27 protein-coding genes and 2 pseudogenes are annotated in these 24,576 nt (G+C 62.8%); 17 read left to right on the forward strand and 12 right to left on the reverse strand.

Translation table 11 applies throughout. The annotated features are described in order from the left end of the window. Nucleotides 1-662 precede the first annotated feature (662 nt). The 4 genes from ACH0AE_RS17170 to ACH0AE_RS17185 form a co-directional block, all read right to left on the reverse strand. The gene (locus ACH0AE_RS17170) at nt 663-1,616 is read right to left on the reverse strand and encodes a replication initiator protein A (protein ID WP_406876074.1); all 954 of its coding nucleotides are present in this window, start codon (nt 1,614-1,616) and stop codon (nt 663-665) included. Between the two features lie 46 nt (nt 1,617-1,662). Beyond that, nucleotides 1,663-1,956 (reverse strand): ribbon-helix-helix domain-containing protein, encoded by a 294-nt coding sequence (locus tag ACH0AE_RS17175; RefSeq protein WP_367269717.1) that lies wholly within the window; start codon nt 1,954-1,956, stop codon nt 1,663-1,665. A 2-nt stretch (nt 1,957-1,958) separates the two neighbouring features. Then, on the reverse strand, nt 1,959-2,606 hold the full coding sequence (locus tag ACH0AE_RS17180; RefSeq protein WP_296219462.1) for a ParA family protein: 648 nt from the start codon (nt 2,604-2,606) through the stop codon (nt 1,959-1,961). A 209-nt stretch (nt 2,607-2,815) separates the two neighbouring features. Further along, entirely contained in the window at nt 2,816-3,187 is a 372-nt protein-coding gene (locus ACH0AE_RS17185) for a nuclear transport factor 2 family protein (RefSeq protein ID WP_406876075.1), read from the reverse strand. Between the two features lie 493 nt (nt 3,188-3,680). On the opposite strand from ACH0AE_RS17185, the gene ACH0AE_RS17190 reads away from it, so the two are divergent. The 7 genes and pseudogenes from ACH0AE_RS17190 to ACH0AE_RS17220 form a co-directional block, all read left to right on the forward strand. After that, on the forward strand, nt 3,681-4,244 hold the full coding sequence (locus tag ACH0AE_RS17190) for a recombinase family protein (protein WP_046407080.1): 564 nt from the start codon (nt 3,681-3,683) through the stop codon (nt 4,242-4,244). Between the two features lie 43 nt (nt 4,245-4,287). Then, a complete protein-coding gene (locus tag ACH0AE_RS17195; protein ID WP_046407082.1) occupies nt 4,288-4,788 on the forward strand; it encodes a hypothetical protein in 501 nt (166 codons plus the stop codon). Nucleotides 4,789-4,957: 169 nt separating this feature from the next. After that, nucleotides 4,958-5,869 carry an Abi family protein gene (locus tag ACH0AE_RS17200; RefSeq protein WP_046407084.1) on the forward strand — a complete coding sequence of 304 codons (912 nt, stop codon included), beginning with the start codon at nt 4,958-4,960 and terminating at the stop codon, nt 5,867-5,869. 118 nt (nt 5,870-5,987) lie between these two features. Next, nucleotides 5,988-7,994 carry a PAS domain-containing protein gene (locus tag ACH0AE_RS17205; RefSeq protein WP_406876076.1) on the forward strand — a complete coding sequence of 669 codons (2,007 nt, stop codon included), beginning with the start codon at nt 5,988-5,990 and terminating at the stop codon, nt 7,992-7,994. 5 nt (nt 7,995-7,999) lie between these two features. Further along, nucleotides 8,000-8,383, forward strand: coding sequence for a response regulator (locus ACH0AE_RS17210; RefSeq protein WP_406876077.1), 384 nt, complete (start codon nt 8,000-8,002; stop codon nt 8,381-8,383). A 76-nt stretch (nt 8,384-8,459) separates the two neighbouring features. Beyond that, complete coding sequence (locus ACH0AE_RS17215) at nt 8,460-8,792, forward strand: response regulator (protein WP_406876078.1); 333 nt, start codon at nt 8,460-8,462, stop codon at nt 8,790-8,792. A 46-nt stretch (nt 8,793-8,838) separates the two neighbouring features. Then, nucleotides 8,839-9,033 (forward strand): annotated as a pseudogene (locus tag ACH0AE_RS17220) (transposase); the annotation flags it as partial. A gap of 161 nt (nt 9,034-9,194) precedes the next feature. On the opposite strand, the gene istB reads toward ACH0AE_RS17220, so the two are convergent. Both istB and istA read right to left on the reverse strand, forming a co-directional pair. Continuing rightward, the gene (gene istB, locus ACH0AE_RS17225; RefSeq protein WP_048576739.1) at nt 9,195-9,923 is read right to left on the reverse strand and encodes an IS21-like element helper ATPase IstB; all 729 of its coding nucleotides are present in this window, start codon (nt 9,921-9,923) and stop codon (nt 9,195-9,197) included. Then, nucleotides 9,910-11,421: an IS21 family transposase gene (gene istA / locus ACH0AE_RS17230; protein ID WP_406876079.1), complete on the reverse strand. Its 1,512-nt coding sequence runs from the start codon at nt 11,419-11,421 to the stop codon at nt 9,910-9,912. The genes istB and istA overlap by 14 nt, the downstream gene beginning before the upstream one ends. Before the next feature lie 295 nt (nt 11,422-11,716). On the opposite strand from istA, the pseudogene ACH0AE_RS17235 reads away from it, so the two are divergent. Beyond that, nucleotides 11,717-11,884 (forward strand): annotated as a pseudogene (locus ACH0AE_RS17235) (integrase core domain-containing protein); the annotation flags it as partial. 337 nt (nt 11,885-12,221) lie between these two features. Here ACH0AE_RS17235 and ACH0AE_RS17240 read toward each other — a convergent pair. Continuing rightward, nucleotides 12,222-12,458, reverse strand: a complete 237-nt coding sequence (locus ACH0AE_RS17240) for a hypothetical protein (RefSeq protein ID WP_406876080.1) — start codon at nt 12,456-12,458, stop codon at nt 12,222-12,224. Between the two features lie 17 nt (nt 12,459-12,475). Between ACH0AE_RS17240 and ACH0AE_RS17245 the strand changes: the two genes are divergently transcribed. Next, nucleotides 12,476-13,207, forward strand: coding sequence for a TolC family protein (locus ACH0AE_RS17245; protein ID WP_406876081.1), 732 nt, complete (start codon nt 12,476-12,478; stop codon nt 13,205-13,207). Here the strand turns inward: ACH0AE_RS17245 and ACH0AE_RS17250 are convergent. Next, nucleotides 13,204-14,375 (reverse strand): IS3 family transposase gene (locus tag ACH0AE_RS17250; RefSeq protein ID WP_406876082.1). Its coding sequence is split into 2 segments (ribosomal slippage): nt 13,204-14,111 and nt 14,111-14,375, totalling 1,173 coding nucleotides; the frame shifts between segments, so codons are not numbered across the junction. The genes ACH0AE_RS17245 and ACH0AE_RS17250 overlap by 4 nt on opposite strands. Nucleotides 14,376-14,830: 455 nt before the next feature. Between ACH0AE_RS17250 and ACH0AE_RS17255 the strand changes: the two genes are divergently transcribed. The 4 genes from ACH0AE_RS17255 (at nt 14,831) to ACH0AE_RS17270 (ending at nt 17,891) form a co-directional block, all read left to right on the forward strand. Then, nucleotides 14,831-15,325: a MucR family transcriptional regulator gene (locus ACH0AE_RS17255; RefSeq protein WP_406876083.1), complete on the forward strand. Its 495-nt coding sequence runs from the start codon at nt 14,831-14,833 to the stop codon at nt 15,323-15,325. Nucleotides 15,326-15,958: 633 nt separating this feature from the next. After that, nucleotides 15,959-17,088 (forward strand): IS3 family transposase gene (locus ACH0AE_RS17260; protein ID WP_406876084.1). Its coding sequence is split into 2 segments (ribosomal slippage): nt 15,959-16,220 and nt 16,220-17,088, totalling 1,131 coding nucleotides; the frame shifts between segments, so codons are not numbered across the junction. Nucleotides 17,089-17,209: 121 nt separating this feature from the next. Next, on the forward strand, nt 17,210-17,644 hold the full coding sequence (locus ACH0AE_RS17265) for a hypothetical protein (RefSeq protein WP_197075306.1): 435 nt from the start codon (nt 17,210-17,212) through the stop codon (nt 17,642-17,644). Nucleotides 17,645-17,678: 34 nt separating this feature from the next. Next, the gene (locus ACH0AE_RS17270) at nt 17,679-17,891 is read left to right on the forward strand and encodes a hypothetical protein (RefSeq protein ID WP_406876085.1); all 213 of its coding nucleotides are present in this window, start codon (nt 17,679-17,681) and stop codon (nt 17,889-17,891) included. 100 nt (nt 17,892-17,991) lie between these two features. On the opposite strand, the gene ACH0AE_RS17275 is transcribed toward ACH0AE_RS17270, so the two are convergent. From ACH0AE_RS17275 to traA, 4 genes are all read right to left on the reverse strand, one after another. Next, on the reverse strand, nt 17,992-18,144 hold the full coding sequence (locus ACH0AE_RS17275) for a hypothetical protein (protein ID WP_406876086.1): 153 nt from the start codon (nt 18,142-18,144) through the stop codon (nt 17,992-17,994). 883 nt (nt 18,145-19,027) lie between these two features. Next, nucleotides 19,028-19,456 carry a hypothetical protein gene (locus ACH0AE_RS17280; protein ID WP_406876087.1) on the reverse strand — a complete coding sequence of 143 codons (429 nt, stop codon included), beginning with the start codon at nt 19,454-19,456 and terminating at the stop codon, nt 19,028-19,030. A 20-nt stretch (nt 19,457-19,476) separates the two neighbouring features. After that, nucleotides 19,477-20,190 (reverse strand): DUF6118 family protein, encoded by a 714-nt coding sequence (locus tag ACH0AE_RS17285; protein WP_406876088.1) that lies wholly within the window; start codon nt 20,188-20,190, stop codon nt 19,477-19,479. 33 nt (nt 20,191-20,223) lie between these two features. Continuing rightward, nucleotides 20,224-23,136: a Ti-type conjugative transfer relaxase TraA gene (gene traA / locus ACH0AE_RS17290; RefSeq protein WP_406876090.1), complete on the reverse strand. Its 2,913-nt coding sequence runs from the start codon at nt 23,134-23,136 to the stop codon at nt 20,224-20,226. A gap of 169 nt (nt 23,137-23,305) precedes the next feature. On the opposite strand from traA, the gene ACH0AE_RS17295 reads away from it, so the two are divergent. From ACH0AE_RS17295 to ACH0AE_RS17310, 4 genes are read left to right on the forward strand one after another with little or no spacing between them, the layout of a single operon-like run. Then, the gene (locus tag ACH0AE_RS17295) at nt 23,306-23,629 is read left to right on the forward strand and encodes a conjugal transfer protein TraD (protein ID WP_406876089.1); all 324 of its coding nucleotides are present in this window, start codon (nt 23,306-23,308) and stop codon (nt 23,627-23,629) included. Between the two features lie 19 nt (nt 23,630-23,648). Further along, a complete protein-coding gene (locus ACH0AE_RS17300) occupies nt 23,649-23,891 on the forward strand; it encodes a conjugal transfer protein TraD (RefSeq protein ID WP_093068337.1) in 243 nt (80 codons plus the stop codon). After that, nucleotides 23,872-24,156, forward strand: a complete 285-nt coding sequence (locus ACH0AE_RS17305; RefSeq protein ID WP_184106607.1) for a hypothetical protein — start codon at nt 23,872-23,874, stop codon at nt 24,154-24,156. The genes ACH0AE_RS17300 and ACH0AE_RS17305 overlap by 20 nt, the downstream gene beginning before the upstream one ends. Continuing rightward, entirely contained in the window at nt 24,156-24,473 is a 318-nt protein-coding gene (locus ACH0AE_RS17310; RefSeq protein WP_184106606.1) for a hypothetical protein, read from the forward strand. The genes ACH0AE_RS17305 and ACH0AE_RS17310 overlap by 1 nt, the downstream gene beginning before the upstream one ends. Nucleotides 24,474-24,576: the final 103 nt, after the last annotated feature.

Below are 24,576 nucleotides of genomic sequence, written 5' to 3' on the forward strand. Positions count from 1 at the left end.
GCGGTAACGGCCATCATGCGGTTCTTGAAATGTTCTCGCTTAGCGTTGTCTGGCGTACCTTCCACGCGATGCCCTCATTAACGTCGCGAACATCTGCCACGATGCCGAACGCGAGTTCGATGGCTTCTACGATCCGGCGCGATCGCGCACACCGGCGAAACCGACGATCGGTTTGAGGCCTCTCCCTACCCTGCCCTTTCAACGAGCGTGACGCTGACATGTACACACTGCCGGATCGGCTTGGTTTCTGTCGGAAGCCTGCGGCCGTCAGGCCGCTTCTGTGACGGCGATAGCCGGCACGTAACCAAGGTGCATTGCCCCAAAGGGCAATTCCGCACCCCCCTTCAGCCTGGTCGATCCGTGCTGTGGGGTTAAGTGATTCTGTTAAATAGGAATCGTTAAGAAGGTTAAATGTCGAAAATCGGCTAAAAACCCTCAATCTCTCAATGTCTTAATAAGGGGTTCGGTGTGTGATCCCACGTGATTCGGTGTGTGATCCCACGATAGTGCGGTGTGTGATCCCACGACGCCGGGGTGTGTGATCCCACGATGATCGCTTGCTTCTTTGCGGAGCGATTATTGCTCGATCCGCACTCTCAACGCCTGCTGCCGGCGGCCGCCTCTGATACGGATGGGCCTTGCGGTGTGTGATACCACGATAGTCAGCGTTCGCCGGCGAGCTTATCCATCAGGTTGTCCACCTCGGCAGCGCGGCGGCGATCGGCATCAAAGCGGTTTCGCCGCGCCTGCTCGGCCTCCAACCTGGCTGTCAGCGCCAGCGCCTCCGCTTCTCCCCGAAGCCGGAACAGCACGGCAGGACTCCCATCGGCTGTCGTGGTCATCTGCATCGCATAATCAGGGAGCTGGTCAGCCTCCACCACCTTGCGGAGCATCCGGTTGAACTCTTTGGGTTTGCTGTCGCTGCCGGTCTTGTCGCGCAGCACCTCGACGCGACACGTCCATCCGCCCTTCTGGTTGCCGGCGTGCTTGCGCGCGATACGATACAGGGCGCGTTCCAGCCCACCGGTCAGCAGGAAATAATCCTGGTGCATGGTGAGCAGTGACCGCTCCCCCATAATGCCCTCATATACCCAATCCGACAGCGTGATGGTCATCCCGCGCGGTTGGTCGGTGTCCGGGTCCACCTCCAGCGTCCATTTGTCGAGCCAGTTGAAACCGGCCTTGGTCCGCCGCTTGGGCGCGCGGATCGAGGTCGATATGGAAGTCGTCTGAAGCCGCTGGAGTGCGGCCTGTAACTCCTGATAGGCCCGGCCGCTGGTGTCGCGCTTGATCGCCCGCAGCAGGTCGTAGGACGTCGTTTTAAGCGTCCGGGGAAGGTCGTTGACCCCCTGCTCCCGCATCCGATTGAGCGTGGACGCCGCCCATATCAGAATATCGGCGTCCCAGATCGTCGCCATGCCGTAGGCAGGGATCGCCTCGATCTTCACCCACGTCTCGCCGTCCGGGCTACTATACTCGATCGGCTTCACCCGCTTGCGCTTCTGGAGTGAGAAAAACGGCCTCTCCATCGTCTCCCGCTGATCCTTCAGCGGGAGGTCGCCCATCAACGGGATGAATAGATCAAACTCGGGATTGGGATTCTGGCGCTTGGTCATGACGCTTCAATCCTGCCGCTCTGCATATTTGCAGATGTGCACATTATCACGCACGGCCGAATTGCTTGTCGGCGTCATACTTGGCGACCAGCTCGCTGATCGCCTCGGCAAGGAGGTCTTGGTGGCTGCGCCGGGTCCGCGCTGCCAAGACACGAAATGCCTCCGCCGTGGGATCGGCCGGATCGAAATATGCCCCGAGGTGATACTTTCCTGGTCGCTTGCCACTCGACCGTGCTGCACTCGACGGTGAGGTCGACGGTGCCGGCTGATGATCCCGCTCGGGTTCGCGAGGGGAGGGGGACGCTACTGCTGGCCCCAACAAGGAAGTCCGTTTCGCCATAATCAAGCCTTCACATTTGCAGGTGTGCAATTCATCAAATCATCAAATATGTGCTTCTGCAATGCTGCAATTTCTAGGGCAGCCTTGCCTTTCGGCTCATGCTCGATGACGCCCAAGCCATAAGGCCATGCCGCTCGGTAGGCACTGCGCTCCCGCAATACGGCACGCGCCACCCGCAAGCCGGTCGCCTCGGCAAGCGTTCTGGCATCGTCCAGCAATGTGGTTGCGGTAGGGGGGGCGGCATTCAGCACGACCACGCCCGTTCGCCCGGTACTGGTGATAAGCTGCGCCGTGCGCTTGATCGCATCAAGGTCGATCAACGACGGACGACAGGGGATGACGACCAGATCGGCACGCTGCGCCGCTGCGGCGGCTTCCGCACCCGCTGCAGGCGGTGTGTCGATGATCGTAAGTCCAAAACCGCTGGCTTCTGCTGCGTCGATCGCTTGGTCGAGGCGGCGCGCACTGATCGGCTCAACGTGGGGTGACTCGGCTGTTCGTCGCTCGCTCCACGCCGTCGCGCTCTCCTGCGGATCAAGGTCGAAAAGAGCGGTCTTGATCCCGGCCGCTTCGGCGGCAACCGCCAGATTCACCGCCAGCGTCGTTTTACCAACGCCCCCTTTTTGCGCTGCAAGCGTGATAATATGCAAGTGTGCACACCCTAGATAATGCTGAATTGATGGTATGCAGAATGGCAGGATCGCACAACTGCTATTACGCAGCTGCCTGATGCTCAGGGCAGGGTAGGGGGTTATGCCAACGACTGACCAGCCACAGGCCTCGCCTACAGCTGTTCCGTTGGGGATGGTGAAGCGGGAAGGGCCGAAGGCCCCTCCCACACCGCCGACTGTCGCACAATTCAGCTCAAATCCACGATCCGCGTCAGCAAGCCTTCCCTTATCGTGATGAATGATGCGCCTCGCATGGCGATCGGCTCACCGGCCTTCATAGGCCCAAGATCGACGGCCGGGGTGCCGGTCCAATCCACCTCCATTGCGACGCGATCGCCATCGACAACTGCGTTGGTGATGGTCTGATGGCGGGTAGTGAATATGGTGGCCACTTGTTCCGCAAGTTCGGCGAAGGCGGCCCGACCTTCGATCTTCATGCTTTGCCCCGAGTTTGATACGTTCTCGAACACAACATCGTCGCCGACACATGCCACCAGCGCGGCTGCGTCCTTACGATTGTACGCATCAATATAGCTTTGAATGATTGCAGGTAACGTCACAGCTATCGCCCTTTTTCCAAAAGCGCGGAGCCTGTCGCCATTCCTTTGGCCAGGCAGACTGCGCTTCAAATTGGCAATGCCTGTCGGCATTGGTTCACTCGGACGGACCCGACCTGACGTATCAGGCCGGGTAATTAAATCGTCCGCTGGTCGCTGCCGCGATGTGAACAACAAAGGTCATGCGAGCAGTATGCCTGTCTGTGCGAGATTGTCGATCCGGCAACGCAACGGACGGGCCTTCCCGCAAACGAAGCTGAGGCGAGAAGGGCAGGGCAGCGGTAAGCCGTTGAGCGCTGCCGCCCCCTGCTTTCCCTAAACCCGTTCTCGATTGCTCATTCCCAAAACTCACTGGGTACGACGGAGAAATGGGACAGCTGGTTCGTCGCGAATATCCTGAGTTTCGCGACAGCGCCCTCAACGCTCGTATTCTCTCGTACGCTGGCGTCGCAAAAGTCGATAGCATAATATTTGTTTTCTGATACAGTTTTGCGACATGCTGATCGGCTACGCCCGTGTGTCCACTGATGACCAAGATCTCCGGTTGCAACGCGCCGCGTTAAAGGAGGCGGGGTGCAAGCGGACGTTCGAGGAGAAGGTGTCGGGCGCGAAGCGTGATCGGCCCGAGTTGGCCAAAATGATCGAGCAGCTGCGCGACGATGACACGGTGGTGGTGACGCGGCTCGACCGGCTGGCACGCTCCACTCGCGACCTGCTCGACATTGCCGAGAAGCTGAAGGAGGTCGGCGCCGGCCTGCGCTCGCTGGCCGAGCCTTGGGCGGATACGACCTCGCCTGCGGGTCGCATGGTGCTGACCGTGTTCGCCGGCATCGCCGAGTTCGAGCGCGAGCTGATCCACCAGCGCACCAGCAGCGGGCGGGTCGCGGCGAAGGCGAGGGGGGTCCGGTTCGGCCGCCCGCCCAAGCTCACCCCCGATCAGATTGCCCTTGGCGAATGGTTGGTGAGCGAGGGCACGTCGGTGCGGGAAGCGGCCAAGCTCCTCAAGTGTCACCATGCCACGCTCTACCGGGCGCTGACCGCCGCAGCATTGACCCCGTGATGCTGACCACCCCGCAGCCCGACGCGCCGGAGGGGGAGGCCTGATGCCGATCCGTCCCGAACATGTGTTCCTGTATCCGATCGACTGGCCCCAGCTCTCGCATCATGTGCGCTTCGTGCGGGCAGGGGGATGCTGCGAGCATTGCGGGCGCCCCCATGGGCAAAAAGTATTCCATATGCGGGATGGACGATGGTGGGACCGGAAGCGGCATTGCTGGCGCGATGGCCAAGGTCGACGCGTGCGACGGCCGACAGAGGACATCCTGGTGCACGGTGCGTGGACGCCGGTGGTGCTGGCCTGTGCGCACCTTAACCACGATCCTAGCGACAGCACGCTCCACCAGCTGGCGGCACTGTGCCAGCGGTGTCACATGATCCACGATGGCCCGGAGCATCGGCGCCGGCGCTGGATGAATGCGCACTATCGACGCGCTCTTGGCGACTTGTTCTACGGACCTTATCCCGTGTTGGGCGCCGACTGGATCACGCCCACCCCGCTCAGCATGCTCGATGGTAGCTCATCGATTCATGCTTGGATTCGGTGAAGAACGGCCAGATCGTAGCTGCTGCAAGGGGCCGCCCCAAAAACGGGCTAGTCGTTATTGCTTTGTTGGGTTTTCGCTCATATCTCGGGGTTAATCGAACCCGCCAGGCCTCTGCCCGCAAGGGTATGCACACTTGGCGGGTCTTTTTTTGCCCTGCTAAGCGGGATGGGTGCCACGCCCCTTCACAAAACCCGCGACGACGATCGCGCAGCAGCTCCAACACCTCCAGGCCGAAGGCATGGCAATCCCCGACGTGGTGCGGGCCGAGCACTGGTTACGCCATGTCAGCTACTACCGCCTGAGCGCCTACTGGCTGCCCTTCGAATATCCTAAGGGCACTTCTGGCGCCCGTTTCTTGCCGGGCACCAGCTTCGATACCGTCACCGCCCTGTACGATTTTGACCGCCGCCTTCGGCTGCTAGTGCTCGATGCAATCGAACGGATCGAAGTCGCTGTACGGGGTAGCTGGGCGTACGAGCTGGCGCAGCGGTTTGGACCCCACGGCTACCTGGATGCAGCGCTCTACTATCATCCGGGTAAGTACCACGACAACCTGACCCGCCTAACCAACGACGTGGCGAGCTCGCCCGAGACGTACATCGATCATTATCGTCGGACCTACAGCACTCCGGCAATGCCGCCGGTGTGGATGGTGGCGGAGATGATGTCGTTCGGGCAGCTCTCTCGATGGTATGCGCTGCTCGACGATCGGGGGTTGCGTAACGCCATAGCCAAACCCCTCGGGCTCCCTGAAGCGGTGCTCGTGCCGCTCCTGAAGCATCTCTCCACGATCCGAAACAGCTGCGCGCATCATGCCCGGCTTTGGAACCGCGGCTTTTTGCTGCGCATGCGGGTGCCCTTCAAACCGGCCGCCCTCGTCAGCACACTTGAGCCGCCCGCAGCCCGTGCTCCAGCCCAGCTCTATAACGCCCTGGTCCTCATCGTTTACCTGCTGAGACAGGTCGCTCCGACATCAGCCTGGCGGGATGAGCTGGTGACGTTGCTCGCTCAGCATCCGACCGGCGATCTAGCCGCAATGGGTTTCCCTCAGAACTGGGCAGCTAGGCCCCTGTGGCTTTGAAGCTTTCCTCGGCCCCTAGCGCCCAAACCCTCCGGCTGTGACGCAGCATGCTCCGGCGCCAACTGCTCATCAGCAATCATGGTCGGTGACCCTAGCTCGTCGGGACGGCATTGCAAACGTGACGACGTTGTTCCCACGAGGGCGACAGGCGAAAGGTAGACCTTTTTACCTCAGTCCGTCGTACGTCCATATTACTACATACGGTTTTGACACTGCCAAATACGCGAAAATGCGAGGTCGCGTAGCCCGGTCGAAACCGGACGGTTGTGACACCGGCCCTTATCAATGCGTGCCGCTTTTCGCTCTTTTCGATCTGCATTATATTCGGGATCGCAGGGGCGCTCCCCCACGCCGGGGAACCATGTCCATCTCGACCGCCTTGCTCAACCGACTGCGCGACCTGACCGTCGCACGTCCTCGTCCAAAGCCTCTGCGCTACGGGCTCACAGTTGTGGTCATCGCAATGGTCGCAATCGTACAGGTCGTCCTCTTCGGATCGTCCGCACCCTGGTTCCTCTACACACCGGTAGTCGTGCTGCTCGCGCTGTTCCTCGGTCGCGGTCCCGGTGTCCTGGCCACCATCCTGTCCGCGATCGGCGCGGGACTGGTGGTCGCGCGGCCTGATCTGCCGCTGCTGCTTACGCCCGTCCATTGGGGCGCTTCCGTTATTTTTCTGCTGAGCACGCTTGGGCTGATCCTGCTGGTGGAGGCGCTGCGCACGGCGCTTCTCGATGCCGATAGGCTACGTGACGAACGGGAGAAGGCGTTGGTTGTCACAGCGCAGCGCGAGGCGTTCCTGTCCGGCGTGCTTGGCAGCTCGACCGACTGCATCAAGGTGCTCGATCTCGACGGCAAGCTGACCTTCATGAGCGAGGGCGGCCAGCGCGTCATGGAGATCAGCGACTTCAACGACGTAGCCGGCTGTCCGTGGCCTGACTTCTGGCAGGATGCCGGCAACGCGGAAGCAAAGGCGGCGGTCGAGGCGGCTGGTAGAGGTGAGGCACACAGCTTTATCGGCAAGGCCGACACTTATCAGGGCACGCCCAAATGGTGGCACGTCGCGGTCAGTCCGATCGCGGGTCCGGAGGGGCACCCCGACCGAATCCTGTCTGTCTCGCGCGATATTACCGAGCTGCGCGCCAGCGAGGAGGAGCGCGAGCGTTTCGTCCGGCTGGCGGAGAACAGCGCCGATTTCGTCGGGATGGCACGAACGGACGGCAGCGTGTTCTATATGAACGATGCCGCCAAGCGGCTTGTCGGCCTGGAAGATGCCGCCATCACCCGTCTGACGATCACTGACTTCTTCCCGCCCGAGCAGGTCGAGACGGTCGCGCGCGAGGTTCTGCCCGCGGTGGAGCGCGATGGGCATTGGGCGGGCGAGCTGGACTTCCGGCACTTTCGTACCGGCGAATTAATCCCTGTCCTCTACTCCGTCTTCCCGATCACCGACGCCAGTGGCGCGCTGATCGGCTACGGCACCGTCACCCGCGATTTCCGCGAGCGCCGGCGCGCTGAAGACGGCATGCGGCTGATGAACGGCGAGCTGGCGCACCGCCTCAAGAACGTGCTGGCGGTCGTCCAGTCGGTTGCCTCGCAGACGCTGCGCACCGCGCCTGACACCAAAACGGCCAGCCACAATCTCGGTGCGCGCCTGGAGGCGCTTGGAGCAGCAACCGACGTGCTGACGGGCAGCTCATGGCGTTCGGCCGATCTGCATGAGGTAGCGACGCGCGCGTTGGCGCCACATGGCAGTATCGGCGAGCGCATTCTGCTCGACGGCCCCGCTGTTACTCTGAAGCCTGAGGTGACGGTCGCCTTTGCGCTGGCGCTGCATGAGCTTGCCACCAACGCCGCCAAGTACGGGGCATTAGCGAACGGTGCCGGGACGGTAGTGCTCGAATGGAGTGTCACGGGGGAAGGCAATGACGCGATCCTGTCGATAGCCTGGCGCGAACAAGGCGGACCGCCGGTTTCGCCCCCGACGCGCAAGGGCTTCGGCTCGACCCTGATCGAGCGGTCGCTGCGCTCCTATTTCCGCGGCAAAGCCGCAACCGACTACCGGCCGGAGGGTTTGGTGTTTGAATTGGAAGCGCGGCTTGGAGATGCCGCAACAGTGAACGAGTAGACGGCGTGGGACAGAGCAAGCCGATCGGCAGCAACACCATTCTGGTCGTTGAAGGCGAAGCGCTGGTGCGGTTCGACATGACCGCTTTTTTCGAGGAGCGCGATTGGCGCGTGTTCGAGGCGGAGGATGCGGATCAGGCAATGGAGGTTCTCGACCAGCGCACCGACATACGGGTGGTACTGATCGACGCGACCGTCAGCGGTCGCATGGATGGGCTGAAGCTCGCCCACTACGTGCGCGAACGCTTCCCGCCGACCCTGTTATTCATCGTGTCCGGTCAGGCCCCGGTGCCGCAAGAGGCATTGCCCCAGCGGGCGACGTTCTTGCCAAAGCCGTTCGATCTTCATCGCGTGATGCGTCAGATCGAACAAAGTCCTGTTACTCCGTAATCACCGCCCTCATTGCGTGCGCCTGGTCGCGTGGGCGGGGTGATGAACAAAGCCTGCCTCTGGTCATTACTCCCGGATGGCTGATGACTTCGATGCTCCTTTCGCGCTCATCGTCGATTCGACGGGATCATCCGCATGGATGCCTGCGACATCCTTTCAGATGCTGGCTTTCGTCCTCTCGAAGCAGAGAATGTCGATGAGCGTACTGGAACAGCACGCCGGCGACATAACCCTGCTCTTCACTGACGTGCAGATGCCGGGCGGACGAGACGGTTTCGACCTAGCCAGAGAAGCCGCGGAACGCTGGCCTGACATTAAAATACTCGTTGCCTCCGGTACGGCTAAGCCCGGTCCCGAAGACCTCCCGCCAAATGCAGTTTTCGTGGGAAAGCCGTTCAGCGCGCCCTGAAACTCCGCCAGTTTGAGCTAGAGTCCGCCTTCGTGAGGAGACGGACGTGAAGAAGACCGCCGACGTGTGCCGCAAACACGGGATCAGCAGCGCCACTCTGTACGCATGGAAGGCCAAGTACGGCGGCATGGACGTGTCGCAGGCGCGCAAGCTGAAGGTGCTGGAGGAGGAGAACGGCCGGCTTAAACGGCTGCTGGCCGACGCCATGCTCGACAATGCGGTTCTGAAGGTGTCAATCGGCGCGCAAAAAGGACCCTCTATCGGCGTCCAAAAGGGACCCCTTTGCGGAGCAGCGTGACAGGTATGACGGACGCAGCATTCGCGCTGGTCGCGGCGTAGGGAGGGCGTAGCCCGACCGGAGGCGCGACCAGCGCAAGGCATCTTGTTGAGGTGTCGGAGGCGTCAGCTACGGTGTTTGAAGCGCCAGCTGTCGTTGCCGGTCTCGATGATGTCGCAATGGTGGGTGATGCGATCGAGCAGCGCAGTGGTCATCTTGGGGTCGCCAAAGACGGTCGGCCATTCGCCAAACGCCAGGTTCGTCGTGATGATGACCGAGGTGCGCTCGTAGAGCTTGCTGATCAGATGGAAGAGCAACTGCCCGCCCGAGCGGGCAAACGGCAGATAGCCGAGTTCGTCGAGCACCACGAGGTCGAGCCGGGAGAGCTGCGCAGCGATCGTGCCAGCCTTGCCGATGCGCGTCTCTTCCTCGAGCCGGTTCACCAGATCGACCGTGTTGAAATAGCGCCCGCGGGCGCCGTCCCGCACGACATTCGCAGTGATGGCGCTGGCGAGATGCGTCTTGCCGGTGCCGGTACCGCCGACGAGCACGATATTGCGCTGGCCCGGCAGAAACGATCCGCTGTGCAGCGAGCGCACCAGCCCTTCGTTGATGGGTGTGCCGTCGAAGACGAAGTTATCCAGGTCCTTCACCGCCGGCAGCCGAGCTGCTGTCATCCGGTAGCGCACCGAGGCTGCGTGACGGTGCGTCGTTTCGGCACGCAGCAGGTCGGTCAGGATCTCCATCGTCGTGCGCTTGCGTTGCAGACCAGTCGTCACCGCCTCATCGAAGGCGCCAGCCATGCCCTTGAGCCCGAGCCCTGTCAGAGCCTGCATCATCTCATGCCGCTGCATGGAAGCCTCGCAAGCTGTCGTAGCGGTTGCAATCGGCACGGGGTGGGTGGCGCAGCACCAGGTCTTCGGGTGTGGCAATCGCCAGCGGCCGTGGTGGCTCACGATGGCGTGACAGGATGTTTAAGATGATGTCGTCGCTGGTGACGCCTGCCAGCAATGCCTCACGCACGGCCGCTTCCACCGCGTCCACTCCATGATCGAGCACGGCTGACAGCACGCGTACGAACCGCCGATCAGCTTCATCGCCGGTGCCCAGCTTGCGGCGCAATCGTCCCAGCGCCGGAGGCAATTGCCAATTCTGAAATGGCGCGCCGTTGCGTAGCGCGCCGGGTTTGGTCACCAGCACCGGCAGGTAGTGCCACGGATCGTAGATGGTCCGGTCGCGCCCAAAGCAGCGGGGATGATCGGCGACGATCTCACCGTCGCAGCGCACGACGATGCGGTCGGCATAGGCACGGACCTGCACCGTACGGCGGACCGCCTTGGCCATGACGGAATAGCGGTTGCGGTCGAAGCTGATCAGGCAGGTGCCGCTCACCGCATGCTCGGTCTCGTGAAAACCGTCGAAAGGAGCAACGATAGGCTGGAGCACGGTGCGCTCGGCAGCCCACACCTGGGCAACGCTCAGCTCCTTGTGCTCGGGATGCCGGTGCACATCCGCCCAGCGGCGACACTCAGCCTCCAGCCAGCCATTCAGCTCCTCGATGCTGGCAAAGCGCAGCCGTGGCTGAAAGAACCGCCCACGAGCCGTCTGCATCTGGTTTTCGACCTGGCCCTTTTCCCAACCGGCCGCCGGTGAGCACGCCGTCGGCTCGACCATGTAGTGGCTGGCCATGACCAGGAAGCGTCGGTTGAAGACCCGCTCCTTGCCGGTGAATACGCTCGTCACCGCGGTCTTCATGTTATCGTAGATGCCGCGCGTCGGTACCCCGCCAAAGAAGGCGAAGGCTCGGGCATGCGCATCGAAGAGCATCTCCTGCGTCTCGCGTGGGTAGGCCCGTACGTACATCGCGCGCGACGCGCACAGTCGCACATGCGCCACTTTCACGCGCATGGGCTTGCCGGCGATCTCGACGTCCTCGTGGCTCCAGTCGAACTGGTAGGCCTCGCCAGGACGAAACAGCAGCGGGATGAAGGCCGGCGCGTCCATCACGTCGCGGCGCCGCGCCCGGCGCCACCGGGCGGCATAGCGACGCACCGCATCGTACGAACCGTCGAACCCCTCGCGCACCAGCAGATCATGGATGCGCGTAAGGCGCAGTTTCTCGCGCCGCGGCCGCGCCTCATCCTCCTCCAGCAAGGTGTCGAGCTGACCCTGAAACGGCCCCAGCTTGGGCAGCGGCTGAACCTCTCGCCGATATGCCATGTCTGCATCCGGTGCCCGGATCGCCTTGCGAACCACCTTGCGCGACAGATGAAGGTCTCGCGCTATCGCCTTGATGGCTTTGCCCGACGCATGCTCGCGCCGGATCCTCAACACCGTCTCCAATACCAACATCCCGATCTCGCCGCCCGACACAACGCCAAGCGAGCAGCCTAAACCACCGAGATAAGGGGTCCCTTTTGGACGCCGATCACCCCGCTAACGGGGTCCTTTTTCCACGCCGATCCACATCTGAAGGAAGTCGCGGCAAAAAACTGGTGAGGCCCGCCGCTCAGCGGAAGGCTGTTGGCCATGCTCGGCAGCTGTTCGGCATCAGCGAGCGTCGGGCATGTACCATCTTTGGCGCGGATAGGACGTCGGTGCGCTACGCGCCCCGGCGTAGTGATGATGGCGACCTGCGGTCGCGGTTAGGGTGCTGATCGAGGCGTGGCGGTGCCACTACAACACCGTCCGGCCGCATAGCAGCCTGAGCTACCGACCGCGGGCCCCGGAAGCGGCAACACCGCCATTACCGGCCTCCGGTTCCGCTTCGCTCCACCTACGCCCAGCAATGGCGGCCGAGACGACAATGCACTAACTATAAACCCGGACCACCCGGTGGGGGCTGCTCACGATAGGGCTGCGTGTACTCGTGGCAGAGCCGGGTAAATAGGGGGCGTCACATAAAACGGGCACAGATATACGCTAAGGCCTGAGGGCGTCGGAAAACACCTGTTTTTCGTACATCCGTAAGAAATGGCGTGGTTTAGGACTTACCCGCCATTCAAAAGCGCACGAAGAACGGCGGCTTTCGGCAGGAGCGGACGATCGATAATTTGCCGATGTCATCCCCCGAAACAAGCAAGATCTGGTCAATTGCTGTCCAGAAGCACGCGGCAGAACAACGTGAGAAGCTGATGTCTATCTTTCAATTTTCATTCAGAAATGCGCCTCTCATCCAAGTCGAGTTTCACCCCAATCCATTTTTCAAAAGAGAAGGAACGGACTGAATCCGGGATAATGCCCTCGGCGCGCATCAGAATGAACCGATCATTCAGCTTCCTACCAGTCGTGCGGAGCGTACCACATGCGAAATCACTCTTTACACGGATAAAAACCGGCATCAATCCGGCCGGCGTAGCTGGAGATACTGCCGATGCGTTTTTTGCCATGGTCGATGCTCTGCATTGTGGCTTTCGCCTCACCGGCGTTTACGCAGGACGTGCTGCCGCTTCCGCTTGATTATGGTGCTGCGCAAGAGCGGCTGCTCCACCGATCCGACGCGATCGAGGCTTCTGCCGCGAACATACGCAGCAAGGAAGCACAGGAAGGAGCGACCCGGACGCTCGGCCGCCCCGATATCGATATCGAGGCGCAACTGCTGGAATATCAAAAGACGCTCTATCTGCCTCTCGGCTCGCTGGCACCTGTGGCGGAAGCCTTCGGCATCCCCGATCCGCTGAAGTTCAGGCAGGAACGCACCAGTACACGGCCGATCGTCACGGCCACCTTGCCAATCTACGCCGGCGGGCAGATCAGTGGCACGCAGGCCGGCGCACGCGCCCAGGTCGCGCAGGCAAAGGCGGATCGGGACATTGCGATCGACGATGCGCTCGTCCAGCTTGTCCAGGCCTATTACGGGCAACAGCTTGCCGAACGAGCGCTTGGCATCCGCCGCGATGTGCTCGATGGCCTCGAGCGGCACGTTGCCGACGCGGTGAAGCTCGAACAGGCACGCTTCATCAGTCGCGCGCAACGCTTGCAGGCGGAGGTCGCGCGCGACGACGCGGCGCGCGACTATGCACAGGCGATTTCCGATCTTGCCACCGCCAATGCCGCGCTCGCCGGGATACTGCGCGCGCCGGCGGGGGTGCGCCCAATCATGAGCAGCCCCCACCGGGTGGTCCGGGTTGATAGTTAGTGCATTGTCGTCTCCGCCGCCATTGCCGGTCGGAGGTGGAGCGAAGCGGAACCGGAGGCCGGCAATGGCGGTGTCGCCGCTTCCGGGGCGGGTGGTCGATAGCCGAGGCTGCTGTGCGGTCGGACAGTGTTGTAGTGACGCCGCCACGCCTCGATCAGGACCTTGGCTTCAGCGAGGGTGTAGAAGATCTCGCCGTTCAGCAGCTCATCCCGCAGCGAGCCGTTGAAGCTCTCGTTGTAGCCGTTCTCCCATGGCGAGCCCGGGGCGATGTAGAGCGTCTTCACGCCGATCTGCCTGAGCCAGGTCTGGACGGCGGCGGCGATGAACTCGCTGCCATTGTCCGACCTGATATGCGCGGGCGGACCACGCTCGATGAACAACTCGGCCAGCGCTGCCAGTACGTCTTCGTGTTTGAGCTGGCGCGCGACGACGAGTGCCAGGCACTCCCTGCTCGCCTCGTCGATAATGGTAAGGATGCGGAACTTGCGTCCGTCATGGGTGCGTTCCTCGACGAAGTCGTAAGCCCAGACATGCCCCGGATACTCCGGCCGCAACCGGATGCACGAGCCATCGTTCAGCCATAACCGGCCGCGTTTCGGCTGGCGCTGCGGCACCTTCAGCCCCTCGCGTCGCCAGATCCGTTCCACCCGTTTATGGTTCACCGACCAACCCGCCGCATGCAGCAGCGCCGTCACCCGGCGATAGCCGTAGCGCCCGTACTGCCTGGCAAGGGCGATGATATCCTCGGTGAGCGCCAGCTCGTCATCTGCCCCGAACGGCACCTTGCGCTGCGTCGACCGGTGCTGGCCGAGCACGCGGCACACCCGCCGCTCGGATACATCCAGCACGTCCCGGACATGATCGATGCAGCGCCGGCGCCGTGCGGGGCTCAGAAGTTTCCCTTTGCCGCCTCCTGCAAGATCAGCTTGTCGAGCGTCAGATCCGAAATCGCACGCCGAAGCCGGGCGTTCTCCTTCTCCAGATCCTTCATCCGCCGAGCCTGATCCGTCTTCAGGCCACCATATTCCTTGCGCCAGCGGTAATAGGTCTGCTCGCTGACCGCGATCCGCCGGCACGCCTCAGCCGTCGTCCCGCCCTGGCCCAGCATGATCTCAACCTCACGTAGCTTCCCGATAATCTCCTCGGGCTTGTGCTTCTTCGCAGGCATTCGTCGTCCCTTCCTTGGTCCAGACTGTAATAGTCGATGGACCACTCAGAAGGGGGCAGCTCAGCTTGTGCGCGAAATCTTCCGGATCGTGTGCAGAACCCGGCATGCCAGTCCCGCTCACAAGGCGCAAACAAATCTCATCCGAGAAGTGAAATGTTGAAATCGCTCATGCGATAGTAGCGGCTCCGCCTATCATTCTCTGTCGCGAACTGCCGAAAGGGCATGTCGTAAAGGGGCATACCGTTCGCGTTGCGCTTCGCAGCCAGACAAAGTGTTTGTACCCACCCTGAATAACTGGCGCCCTTTTCTATAAAGGCGTGAGTTGAAATAGTCTTGGTTCATGGCCTTCTTGCAGGATGGTACTTCCGACCTATGATATGTTAACCATCAAGCGAACTTGAACGTTCCAAGCTTTGCTGGCAGCGAGGCTACTTTACCAAGAAAGTATGTTGATGATGTCCGAGAATCCCGAACCTGATTTGACAATCGATACCCTTGACCTAGCGGTGCAGCTTACAACCGCGTGGCTTTCCAACCAAAATACGCGAGCCTCGGAGACGCAGGTATTGGATTTTTTGCGGGAAATGCACAGCGCGGTTGAGAAGCTTTTGGACACCAGGGCGCACCAAGAGCCAGCAAAAACAGCGCTTGAACATGTTCCCGCTGTGTCGGTTCGCAAGTCTCTTGCGTCTAAGGATCACATTATTTCATTGATCAACGGCAAGCCCTATAGAACGCTCCGACGCCATCTTGCGATCCACGGCCTAACCCCATCCGAGTACCGAGAGCGTTACGGATTGAAAGCAGATTACCCGATGGTGGCGACGACCTACTCGGAAGCGCGCCGGACCATGGCAAAGAAGATAGGTTTGGGCGGCAACACAGGCATGACTCGAAAAACCGGTGCCAACGTGGCCAACTCCAGAGACAAATCCGCAAGCGTCAGTTGAGTTCGTTTCGCTCGGATTTCTCCTCAGCCGGGTCTTTACACGGGAAGTTGTCGAGGGGGAGCCGCGAGGCTACGGAGGGAACCTCCGTTAACCTAGCCAGCCGGCCTGATGCCGAAGCGGACGTCACTTATGCGTGTTCAGCCTGTGCCGAACTCCAGGAGGAGCTGGCAGGAAGCTTATTACATGCTGATCGTGCCTAGGAGCCGCATAAAAATGGGCACATCCACCATCGCTAAGACGCTAGCCGCGACGAATTCCTGGATTTTACCTTGGGCGCGACTCGGCTTTAGATGGTATGAGAGTATCAGGAGGTTGCCATGTCCGTAGCCGACACAGACTATTTTCGCTCCCGTGCTGAAGCTGAGTTGAAAATGGCGCGAGCAGCACAAGACCCTGCTGCACTACGTGCGCATTACACCCTTGCTGGACATTACCTCGATCGAGCTTTCAGCAGTGCTGACGGCCACCAGGTGTCCGCCGAGCAGATCAGGGCTGAGCTGCAGCGCCTTCGATCGTGAGCCGAGCGTCGGCCCACTACTCATATTCGGGCAGAATCTGACGTTCTCCCTGTTTTTCATCCATGCTGAATGAAAGTTTCCGGCCCTTTAAAGCCTGTGTGCAAGGAGCTGGGACATGAAGAAGTCGAGGTACACGGAAGAGCAGATCGCATTCGCGCTGAAGCAAGCGGAGACCGGCACGCCGGTGGCGGAGGTGATCCGGCGGATGGGGGTATCCGAGCAGACGTTCTACCGCTGGAAGAAGGTGTATGGCGGGCTGGGCGTGGGCGAGTTGCGGCGGGTGAAGCAGCTCGAGGACGAGAACCGCAAGTTGAAGCAGCTCGTCGCGGACCTGAGCCTCGACAAGCACATCCTGCAGGACGTGCTCGCAAAAAAGCTCTGACGCCTGGGCGGCGGCGCGAGATTGTCGCGCACGTCCAGGCGTCCCATGGCATCAGCGAGCGGCGCAGTTGCCTCGCGCTCGGCGTCGACCGCTCGTCGGTGCGCTACGTGTCGCACGAGCCAGACCAGGCTCCTCTGCGGCTGCGCATCCGCGATCTGGCGGCGGCACGGGTGCGCTACGGCTATTTCCGGATCTATATTCTACTACGGCGGGAAGGCTGGCTCGTGAACCACAAGCGTGTGTACCGGCTGTATCGGGAGGATGGATTGAGCCTTCGGCTCAGGCGGCCCCGCCGCAAGGTCAGCGCCGCGAACCGCGAGCGCCAGCCGGCGGCCTCGGCGCCGAACGAGATGTGGTCGATGGACTTCGTCTCGGACGCGCTGTTCGACGGTCGCCGGCTGCGAGCGCTAACGGTGATCGACGCCTTCACGCGCGAGGCTCTGGCGATCGACGTCGACCAGGGCATCAAGGGCGAGCAGGTGGTGACCGCGATGGCGCGGATCGCTTCGGTGCGTGGTGCGCCGAAGACCATCAGGGTGGACAATGGGCCGGAGTTCATCTCGAAGGCGCTCGACCGTTGGGCGTATGAGAACGGCGTCACGCTCGACTTTTCGCGGCCGGGCAAGCCTACCGACAACGCCTTCGTCGAAAGCTTCAATGGTCGCCTGCGCGACGAGTGCCTGAACAGCCACTGGTTCCTGTCGCTGGCCGATGCCCGGATCAAGATCGAGGCTTGGCGGCGGGACTATAACGAGAGCCGTCCTCACACGGCTCTTGGCTGGCTGACGCCAGCTGAATATGCTGCATCCGCCGGGGTTAACCCCGGCGGATGCAAGCCGGAAGCTCGCATCACGCCCGGATGAGAAACCGGGGGACCGTCATGGCAACCCCGGACTCCAGTTATGACTGGTAGAGCTTTGGGGAGCACGTCACTCGGTGTCGACGTGGATGGCTGATCGTCGCCAACTGTGCCGCGGATTATGGATGGCGATCTCCGAAGCGGAAGCCAACCCTGCCTTTCAGGAACGTCTCGCAAAGGCTCTCGCCGCTGACGAGAAGCCGGTTAAAGCTCCCGTCGAGCGGAAGCGGCAGACCAAGCCGGCCGAACACAAGCGTCCGAGCAACCGGCGGACCCCTGCCATGCTCGATCCAGTGCAACTCGCCCGAAACGGCGAGTCCGAACTGCGCGAGGCGCTAGCGAAATTGGATATCGAGCAGTTGCGCGATGTGGTGGCGGACTACGGTATGGACCCAGGCAAGCTGGTGATGAAGTGGCGCGATGCAGACCGCATTGTCGATCGCATAGTCGAGGTGGCACGCGGTCGTGCGCAGAAGGGCAGCGCGTTCCTGCCGCCGTCCGAAACCATAGAGACCAAAGCCAGCGAACCTACTCTCCCGTTGGAAGACGGGAACGAGTAGACGCCCTTTTTAACTGCCGGTTTTCGGACATGTCATGCTCAACGACCTAGAAGCACTCGCTGCCGAGATTGCGAACCTGTCCAAGGCTTGCGCCGAGATGGAAGGTACGGAAGCCGCTATGCTACTGAGCCAGGTGATTGCGCACCTTGAGGTGGCATTGTACGAGTTAGCGGAGCACCCCGGTATGCTCGTCGGCGCCATGCCGTGGTGGATCAGCCGCCAGAGTGATCGCAATAGCCTCGGCTAGAGCTTACCAAGACGCCTGTCACAAGGGCTCAGACGCTCTGCCTAGGTTATTCGCTGCGTAGGGAAATGAGCGCGTTTTCGATGAGACGCAGTGCGTCTGATCAACTGGGACCCTGCATGCCTTCCCCAGCGGCTCGCATGTAGGCTTCCTTGTCGTCTCGCCACGATTCAAGCAGTTCGATCTTCTCCCCTGCGCTCAGATTCTCGTCAACGAGAAGATCAGCCGGTGTGTCGTACTTGCCGAAATAGCTCATTGCTATCCTCCTCTAAACCTTAACGCTGCATCTTGCGTCTGATCCAACGTCCGAACCGTCTCAATGCCGAGACAATGATGAACCAGAAACTCAGCGTGGCGATGAATGGTCCCGGGCGAAAATTGTCCTCTACTCCGACGTTATGAAAACCGAGGTGTTCGGATTGTCAGCCAGATAGGGGGCAGGCCAGCCTGCCACTTCGCGCGGCAGCCAGTTTTGCTCCGCCGGACCTTCATGGCCGTACATCGTTCGCTCGTCCGTGGCCGGATTGATCCAGGCCGTTCCGATCGTGATCGCAAGCGCCAGAAGCAGCGACAGAATACCTCTCAGTACTGTGCACTCCACGCGCCATCGATCAGCCGCCTCTCCAAGTCCTCCAGAACACCTTCAGCGCATTTTATCGCCATGCCTGCCGAAGAGGCCGAACCCGACCTTGATGCCTGATGGTCCGAGTGGGACACCCTCCACGTCCAGCGCGAAGAGCCTCTATGCCGTACATCCAACTGCCAACTCCCACCTTGGATAGCCGCTGCGGTTCCCTGATGAGGCAGTCCCAAACACCATTGTACGACCGGCATGCATTCTCCCGAAGCTGACACGAGCTCCCAGAGAATAAACTTGGATCAATATGGGTCCCGGCGTCCCTGACGAAGCGCACCATTCCTGCGACGTTTACCCGTGGCGCACTCCCCAAACCGAGGCAGCCGCCCAGCTCTCTGCGGCTCGCCAGCGACTTGGCCGCCCTCATGGCCTCGCTCCACGGATGGGCATCGCCGCTGTCCGGGCCAGCTGAGCGTCGGGACCGATGTCGCTGACGGCCATCCGATCACCTAATGTCTTTCAACAATGCTGATCTCACCGTCCGCTTCCATCACGGCCAACTTCACCATCGCCAAATCCTCGACCCCTCCTTCCGCAGCTCTGCCATGAGTTCTTCCTCCGTAACCAGCTCCTGCCGCATGTTCCTGCGGATCATGCGGCCATTTTCAACCAGAATCGTGTTCCTGTCGCGAAGCAGGCATCGGACAGCAGGAACATGGTATTCGAGGCTGTCCAGCACATAAGCCCAGAAGACGACAACGGCGATGAACAGCAGGATATCGCCGACCGAGGTAGACCTGCCCATAATGGCATCGGTACCCATGCCGCCAACGATGACCAGCGTCAGAATATCGTTGGGAGATATGTTCCCTACATTCCGCTTCGCCACGATGCGCAGGAGGAGCACGAGCGCAACATAAACGACGGTTGCGCGAAGGACTATCTGCCAAAGCGGTGTCGACCAACCGAACGCTTCAACCATGACGATCAAACCTCCGCGCTTTTAGCCTATCAACTGCCGGCGCTACGGCTCTGGCCTGCTTCCACGTTCACGGTGCATCGAACGGTCTCCCGCGCCCGACCCGCCCGCTTCCGGCACGCCTCCAGTGCCTCACGGTTGGCAGCAACGATCCGATCGCCTGCCGCGAGGGCCGCGAACGCGCTGGGTGAAGCGGCCTGCATCATGCGCTGCCCGCCTTCCCACATCGGCATGTCGAGCGCGTGCGCCGCCATCTTCTCGGGCCATTGCCAGCTCGCCGGCACGGCGCGCGCGACAACGCCAGCGAAAGCCGCCCAAAGCACCATGCCGAGCACCGCTCCGCCGATCGTCGTGCACATCAGGCAGCGGTTCTGCTCATCGCCGCGACGCGCCGATGCGACGGCACGCTGAAGCACGCGGGTCGCGTCCTTCAGGTCTGCGGCTGCGGTTGCGATCATTCGCCGGTCCTCGGCGCGGGCGCCGCCCTCCCCTGTAACGATCCGGTCAACGACATAGCGCGGGCTCGCTCCGTCCCTGACCGCCGCCACCAGCGCGTCGACGCGCTCCAAGGTGACGTCGATCTTCTGCACCATGTCCGCCAGCGTCTCGCTATAGTCGGGCTGCTCGGGGAGTTCGGCGCGCTCGACTGCCATGCGCTCAACGGCGCGGCGCAGCAGCGCCAGCTCGCTCTCCACTCGCGCAAAGGCTTCTTGGGCTGTCTCGGGTTCATGCTCGTCGTCGCTCATTCTGCCTCCCTCTCACCCCCGAAAGCACACCTTCTATCGGCTCATTCCCCGGTCACGCTCGCGATCCGGTCCCAGCGACTTCGCCAGCGCGTCACCGACCGCGCGGTCCTTCTCCAGTTTCAGCGCCAGCTCGGGCGCGCGGCGGCGCAGCGCGGATTCCAGCTGCGGATCGCGCCCGATCGCGCCGGCGACCTTCGCCATGTTGCCGCGCAACCGCTCCGCGCCGGCACGGTCGCCCGCCCGCTCCAGGGCGGCCCGGTCGCGCTGCATCGCCTTCCAGGCTTCCACAAAGCGGCCCGCGCGTGCCTCCGGGTCGAGCCGCACGCGCTGCTCCTCGGCCATCGCGCGCGCCGCTCCGCCGGTGTTGCCGCCGGCGGCTTGTTCGATCAGCTTCGGACCGCGCCGGAGCGCGGAAGCGAGGTCGCGCGCGGCATGGGGACGGCTCGCGTCCAGCGCATCGCCAGCCTTGCGCAACGCGCTCTCCTGATGAGGCAGCACCGGCAGGCCCTTGGCGCGCATCCGGCTTATATCGGCCGCGGCGCGCGCATAGCGTTCGATCGCCTTGTCCTGGCCAGGCTTCCCGCCGGTTACGGGCTCCCGTTCGAACGCGGACGCCTTCTCCGGCGTCGGCTTGGGCCGGAAGCCGTCGAACATGCCCTTGGCCTTATCGCGCACCTTGGTGGCGATCTCCCGCGCGAGTTCCTGAAACCGGATCTCGCGCCGCTCGGCGAACACGCGCGCCCGGTCATTGTCGGACGGCACGGCATAGTCGCCGGCCATGTCCTTGGCGCGGTCGCGCGACAGGACGCGGGCGAGCTGGCGCTGATCGGTGAAGTCGTCGCGGCCGTAATGGAGCTGCACGCCGTCGCGGTGCCGCGACAAGGCGACATACGCGCCGTGCCGGTCCATGCCCGGCGTCGCCAGCACATGCGCACGATCGACGGTCACGCCCTGCGATTTGTGGATGGTCGCGGCATAGCCATGATCGACATGGGCATAGTCCTTGAGGCCGAACGCGACCCGGCTGCCGCCATCGAGCCGCACCGCCATGCGGCCCTCGCTGACCTGCTCCAGCGTGCCCAGCGTGCCGTTCTTCACGCCAAGCGAACGCTCGTTGCGCAGGAACATGATCCGGTCGCCGGATGCGAACTCGCGCCGCCCACGATCGACCGTGACGCCCACATCCTCGCCCAGCCCGCCCGATGCGCGCACCCGCTCGCGCGCTTCCTGGTTCAGCTCCCGCACCTCGGCATTGGTATGGGTGAGAATGATGCGGCTCTGGCCCGGCTCCGCCTGGCGCTGGCGATCCCAGCCATCGACCAGCGCGGCGCGCGCGCCCTCGCGTGTGTCGGCCGCCTGGACCATGCCCCGGCTCTCATAGGCGTGCAGCGCCTCGGCCGTGCGGCCGGTAGCCAGTGCCCTGGTCGCGTCCTTCTGCCAGTCATCACGCTGCCGGCGAACCTCGGTGATCTCGGCTGCGCCATGGCGCTCGGCAATCGACCGGAACGCAGCACCTGCTTCGATCGCCTGCAACTGCTCGGGATCGCCTACCAGCACCACCTTGGCGCCGGCATCACGCGCATGCGACAGCACCCGCTCCATCTGGCGGGTGCCGATCATGCCCGCCTCGTCCACCACCAGCACGTCATTGCGGGACAGCTGGTCACGCCCCTGCGCCCATGCATGTTCAAGACTGGCGATGGTACGGGACTGGATACCCGATCCCCCTTCCAGATTTTCGGCCGCGATGCCCGACAGGGCCGCGCCGCGCACCTGGTAGCCTGCCTGCTCCCACACCTCGCGCGCAACACCCAGCATCGTCGATTTACCCGTGCCGGCATAGCCGATCACCACCGACAGATCCTCCGGCCTGGTGATATGCGCCAGCGCGGCACTTTGTTCGCCGCTGAGCGTTAAACCCTCTGTCCCGGCAGGACTCCCTCGCTTACGCATTACTGCCGGGACACCATGACCCCGGAGCATTGCCAGCTCGTCTCCCGCCCGCTCAAGCCGCGCCTCAGTCGCGATCATGTCGCGGGAGGTGAAGCGCTCCTGATCGCGTCCGTCCTTGCCCAGCGCCACCAGCTCGGGACTGGCGCGCACCGCCGCCATCACCCGGTCGAACTGCTCCTTGCCGTCCGAATGGCGGAACGCGAACACCGCGAGATCGCGGGTGGTGAAGGTGGCCTGCTGCCGCGTGATCGCGTCGAGCGCGACATTCGGGTCCGCGACGATCTTCTCGCCGTTCTCGCGCGCGATCCGGAGATGATCGTCGGCGCGCCGGTGCGGCTCGTCCTCCTCCAGACGCCGCGTTCCCATCGGCCCGATCTTGTGCTGCGGCTCCAGCGCGATGCCCTGATCGGCATAGGAGCGATGGTCGATCCGGCCCTCCAGTCCCAGCTCGGCCATGCGCTCGTTGACATGGGCCGCCCACGCCTCGCGCCACTCCTGCAACAGCTCGGTGCCGTTCCAGCCCCGGACCTTCTTGCCGAACCCCTCCGGCCCCACCTCCCTCATCGTCATCATGACATGCGCGTGCGGCTTCGGGGTGCCGTCGTCCGCCTTGTCCCAATGCACGTTGAGGTCCGCGACCATTCCGCGATCCACAAACTGCTTCTGCACGAAATCGCGGGCGAGGCTCACGCCCTGCTGCTGATCCATCTCGCGCGGGATCGAGAACTCCACCTCACGGGCAAGCTGCGCGTCCTTGCGTTTCTCGCCTTCCTCCACCTCGTTCCAGAGCATGGTGCGGTCGTTTAAACGCTCTGGCGCGCCCTGCGGCAACAGCACCTCGGAGTGGATCACGCCGGCCTTGTTCGAGAAATCGTGGTGGCGGTTCAGCTTCTCGTCGAACAGTCGCGATGCCGAGCGATAGGCAGCGGACGCGACGGCGCTGGAGCCCCTCGCGCGGCTGATGACCTTGGCGCTGAAATGATAGATCGCCATCACGACCGGCATAATGCACTTCTTAGCGCACGTCGGCAACGACGTATAAGCGCGCACTCATCATCTGCTCCGCTCCTGCTGATTGACTGCCGTGCGTTTCCGTTATGGGTTGCCTGCTCGCTACTGTTTGCTAGGCTGCGGTGAACCTGACGCGGAAGGAGAGAGCACCATGCGTAAGGTGCGTGACTATGACGCGGAGCTGAAGGCGCTGGAGAGCCGCGCCAAGGTGATCAAGGCGCGTCGCATCGAACAGCTCGGCCAGCTCGTCACCACCACCGGCGCCGACGAGCTCGACATGGAAACGCTCGCCGGCGTGCTGCTCGATGCCGTTGCGTCGAAGGATGCGGAAGCGAAGGAGGCGTGGCGCGCGAAGGGCGCCGCCTTCTTTCAGCGGCGCGGGCGCAAAGGTAGCCGGACTGCTGGCTGCAACAGCGACGGCGGGAATGCGCAACCGGGCGCTGATCCAGCGTCTGGAAGCGGCGCGCCGTCGTAGCGATACGCGGGGCTGGGTCGTGCAACGCCGCGAACGCACCCGCCACCTGATCGAGCTGGGCGGCCTCGTCCAGAAAGCCGGCCTGGTCGAACTCGCCGACGACGATCGCGCGACGATCTACGGCGCGCTGCTGGAGCTGGTCGGCCGCGCTCGCGGGGACGATGCCGGCGACACGCTCGCGCTCTGGTGGCGGCGCGGTAAACGTGCGTTCGACGCGGAAAGCGAAGCGATGGAGAAAGGCGATGGCGGCCCTGGATATTGAGGCGATCCGCTCGGAAATTCGCACGCTGGAGTTCGAGCGCGGCACACCCGCTGATGTGGCGGAATGGCGCGAAGCCGATGCCGAATCCCGCGCCAACCTCGCCATCGAGGACATGGCGCTGAGCGCGGATGACGAGGCGCTGTTCGACATGCTGCGCGACGAGGCGGTGCCCCCTCCCCTGGCCACGCAAATCCTGCTCAGGCTGCTGGGCCATCCCGACGCCGATCCGGCGCTGGCGATCACGCCCCTGGAACAGGCCTGCTGATGCCGGGACCGCTCATCGGCGGGCGTCGGCCGATCGGCTGGCGGCTCGCGATCGTCGTTGCGTTCGTCACGGCCTATGCGACCGCGCGATGGCTGGAAGGCATCTTCGGCGTCGGGCAGATTTCGGGCACCGTATCGTTCCTCGTCCTGGTCGGCCTGATCGGCGCGACCTGGTGGATCAACAGCTGCGCCGGCAAGCGCCGGAACGACCTGCTGGGCTCGGCCCGCTTCGGCGACCGCGCCGACGTGCAAGCTGGAGGCGAACGGGGATCTCCTGATCGGCCGCGCCAAGGAGTCGGGCAAGCTGCTCCGCTATGACGGCGCGGCGCACCTGCTGACGATCGGGGGTCGGTTCCGGCTGAGGGCGAAATGACACCCTAAGCGAAACGGCAAGAAGGGGTGGGGAGCGGACATCGCGCCC

The sequence above is a fragment of the Sphingomonas sp. 179-A 2A2 NHS genome, assembly GCF_045371305.1.
GTDB lineage: Bacteria > Pseudomonadota > Alphaproteobacteria > Sphingomonadales > Sphingomonadaceae > Sphingomonas.

What these genes read in the sequence shown, in the direction of transcription:
- ACH0AE_RS17170 (WP_406876074.1), bottom strand. Translation starts at nt 1,616, where the DNA reads ATGACCAAGCGCCAGAATCCCAATCCCGAGTTTGATCTATTCATCCCG.
- ACH0AE_RS17175 (WP_367269717.1), bottom strand. Translation starts at nt 1,956, where the DNA reads ATGGCGAAACGGACTTCCTTGTTGGGGCCAGCAGTAGCGTCCCCCTCC.
- ACH0AE_RS17190 (WP_046407080.1), top strand. Translation starts at nt 3,681, where the DNA reads ATGCTGATCGGCTACGCCCGTGTGTCCACTGATGACCAAGATCTCCGG.
- ACH0AE_RS17195 (WP_046407082.1), top strand. Translation starts at nt 4,288, where the DNA reads ATGCCGATCCGTCCCGAACATGTGTTCCTGTATCCGATCGACTGGCCC.
- ACH0AE_RS17215 (WP_406876078.1), top strand. Translation starts at nt 8,460, where the DNA reads ATGGCTGATGACTTCGATGCTCCTTTCGCGCTCATCGTCGATTCGACG.
- istB (WP_048576739.1), bottom strand. Translation starts at nt 9,923, where the DNA reads ATGCAGCGGCATGAGATGATGCAGGCTCTGACAGGGCTCGGGCTCAAG.
- istA (WP_406876079.1), bottom strand. Translation starts at nt 11,421, where the DNA reads ATGTTGGTATTGGAGACGGTGTTGAGGATCCGGCGCGAGCATGCGTCG.
- ACH0AE_RS17240 (WP_406876080.1), bottom strand. Translation starts at nt 12,458, where the DNA reads ATGGCAAAAAACGCATCGGCAGTATCTCCAGCTACGCCGGCCGGATTG.
- ACH0AE_RS17255 (WP_406876083.1), top strand. Translation starts at nt 14,831, where the DNA reads ATGTCCGAGAATCCCGAACCTGATTTGACAATCGATACCCTTGACCTA.
- ACH0AE_RS17265 (WP_197075306.1), top strand. Translation starts at nt 17,210, where the DNA reads ATGGCGATCTCCGAAGCGGAAGCCAACCCTGCCTTTCAGGAACGTCTC.
- ACH0AE_RS17270 (WP_406876085.1), top strand. Translation starts at nt 17,679, where the DNA reads ATGCTCAACGACCTAGAAGCACTCGCTGCCGAGATTGCGAACCTGTCC.
- ACH0AE_RS17275 (WP_406876086.1), bottom strand. Translation starts at nt 18,144, where the DNA reads ATGAGCTATTTCGGCAAGTACGACACACCGGCTGATCTTCTCGTTGAC.
- ACH0AE_RS17285 (WP_406876088.1), bottom strand. Translation starts at nt 20,190, where the DNA reads ATGAGCGACGACGAGCATGAACCCGAGACAGCCCAAGAAGCCTTTGCG.
- traA (WP_406876090.1), bottom strand. Translation starts at nt 23,136, where the DNA reads ATGGCGATCTATCATTTCAGCGCCAAGGTCATCAGCCGCGCGAGGGGC.
- ACH0AE_RS17295 (WP_406876089.1), top strand. Translation starts at nt 23,306, where the DNA reads ATGCGTAAGGTGCGTGACTATGACGCGGAGCTGAAGGCGCTGGAGAGC.
- ACH0AE_RS17305 (WP_184106607.1), top strand. Translation starts at nt 23,872, where the DNA reads ATGGCGGCCCTGGATATTGAGGCGATCCGCTCGGAAATTCGCACGCTG.
- ACH0AE_RS17310 (WP_184106606.1), top strand. Translation starts at nt 24,156, where the DNA reads ATGCCGGGACCGCTCATCGGCGGGCGTCGGCCGATCGGCTGGCGGCTC.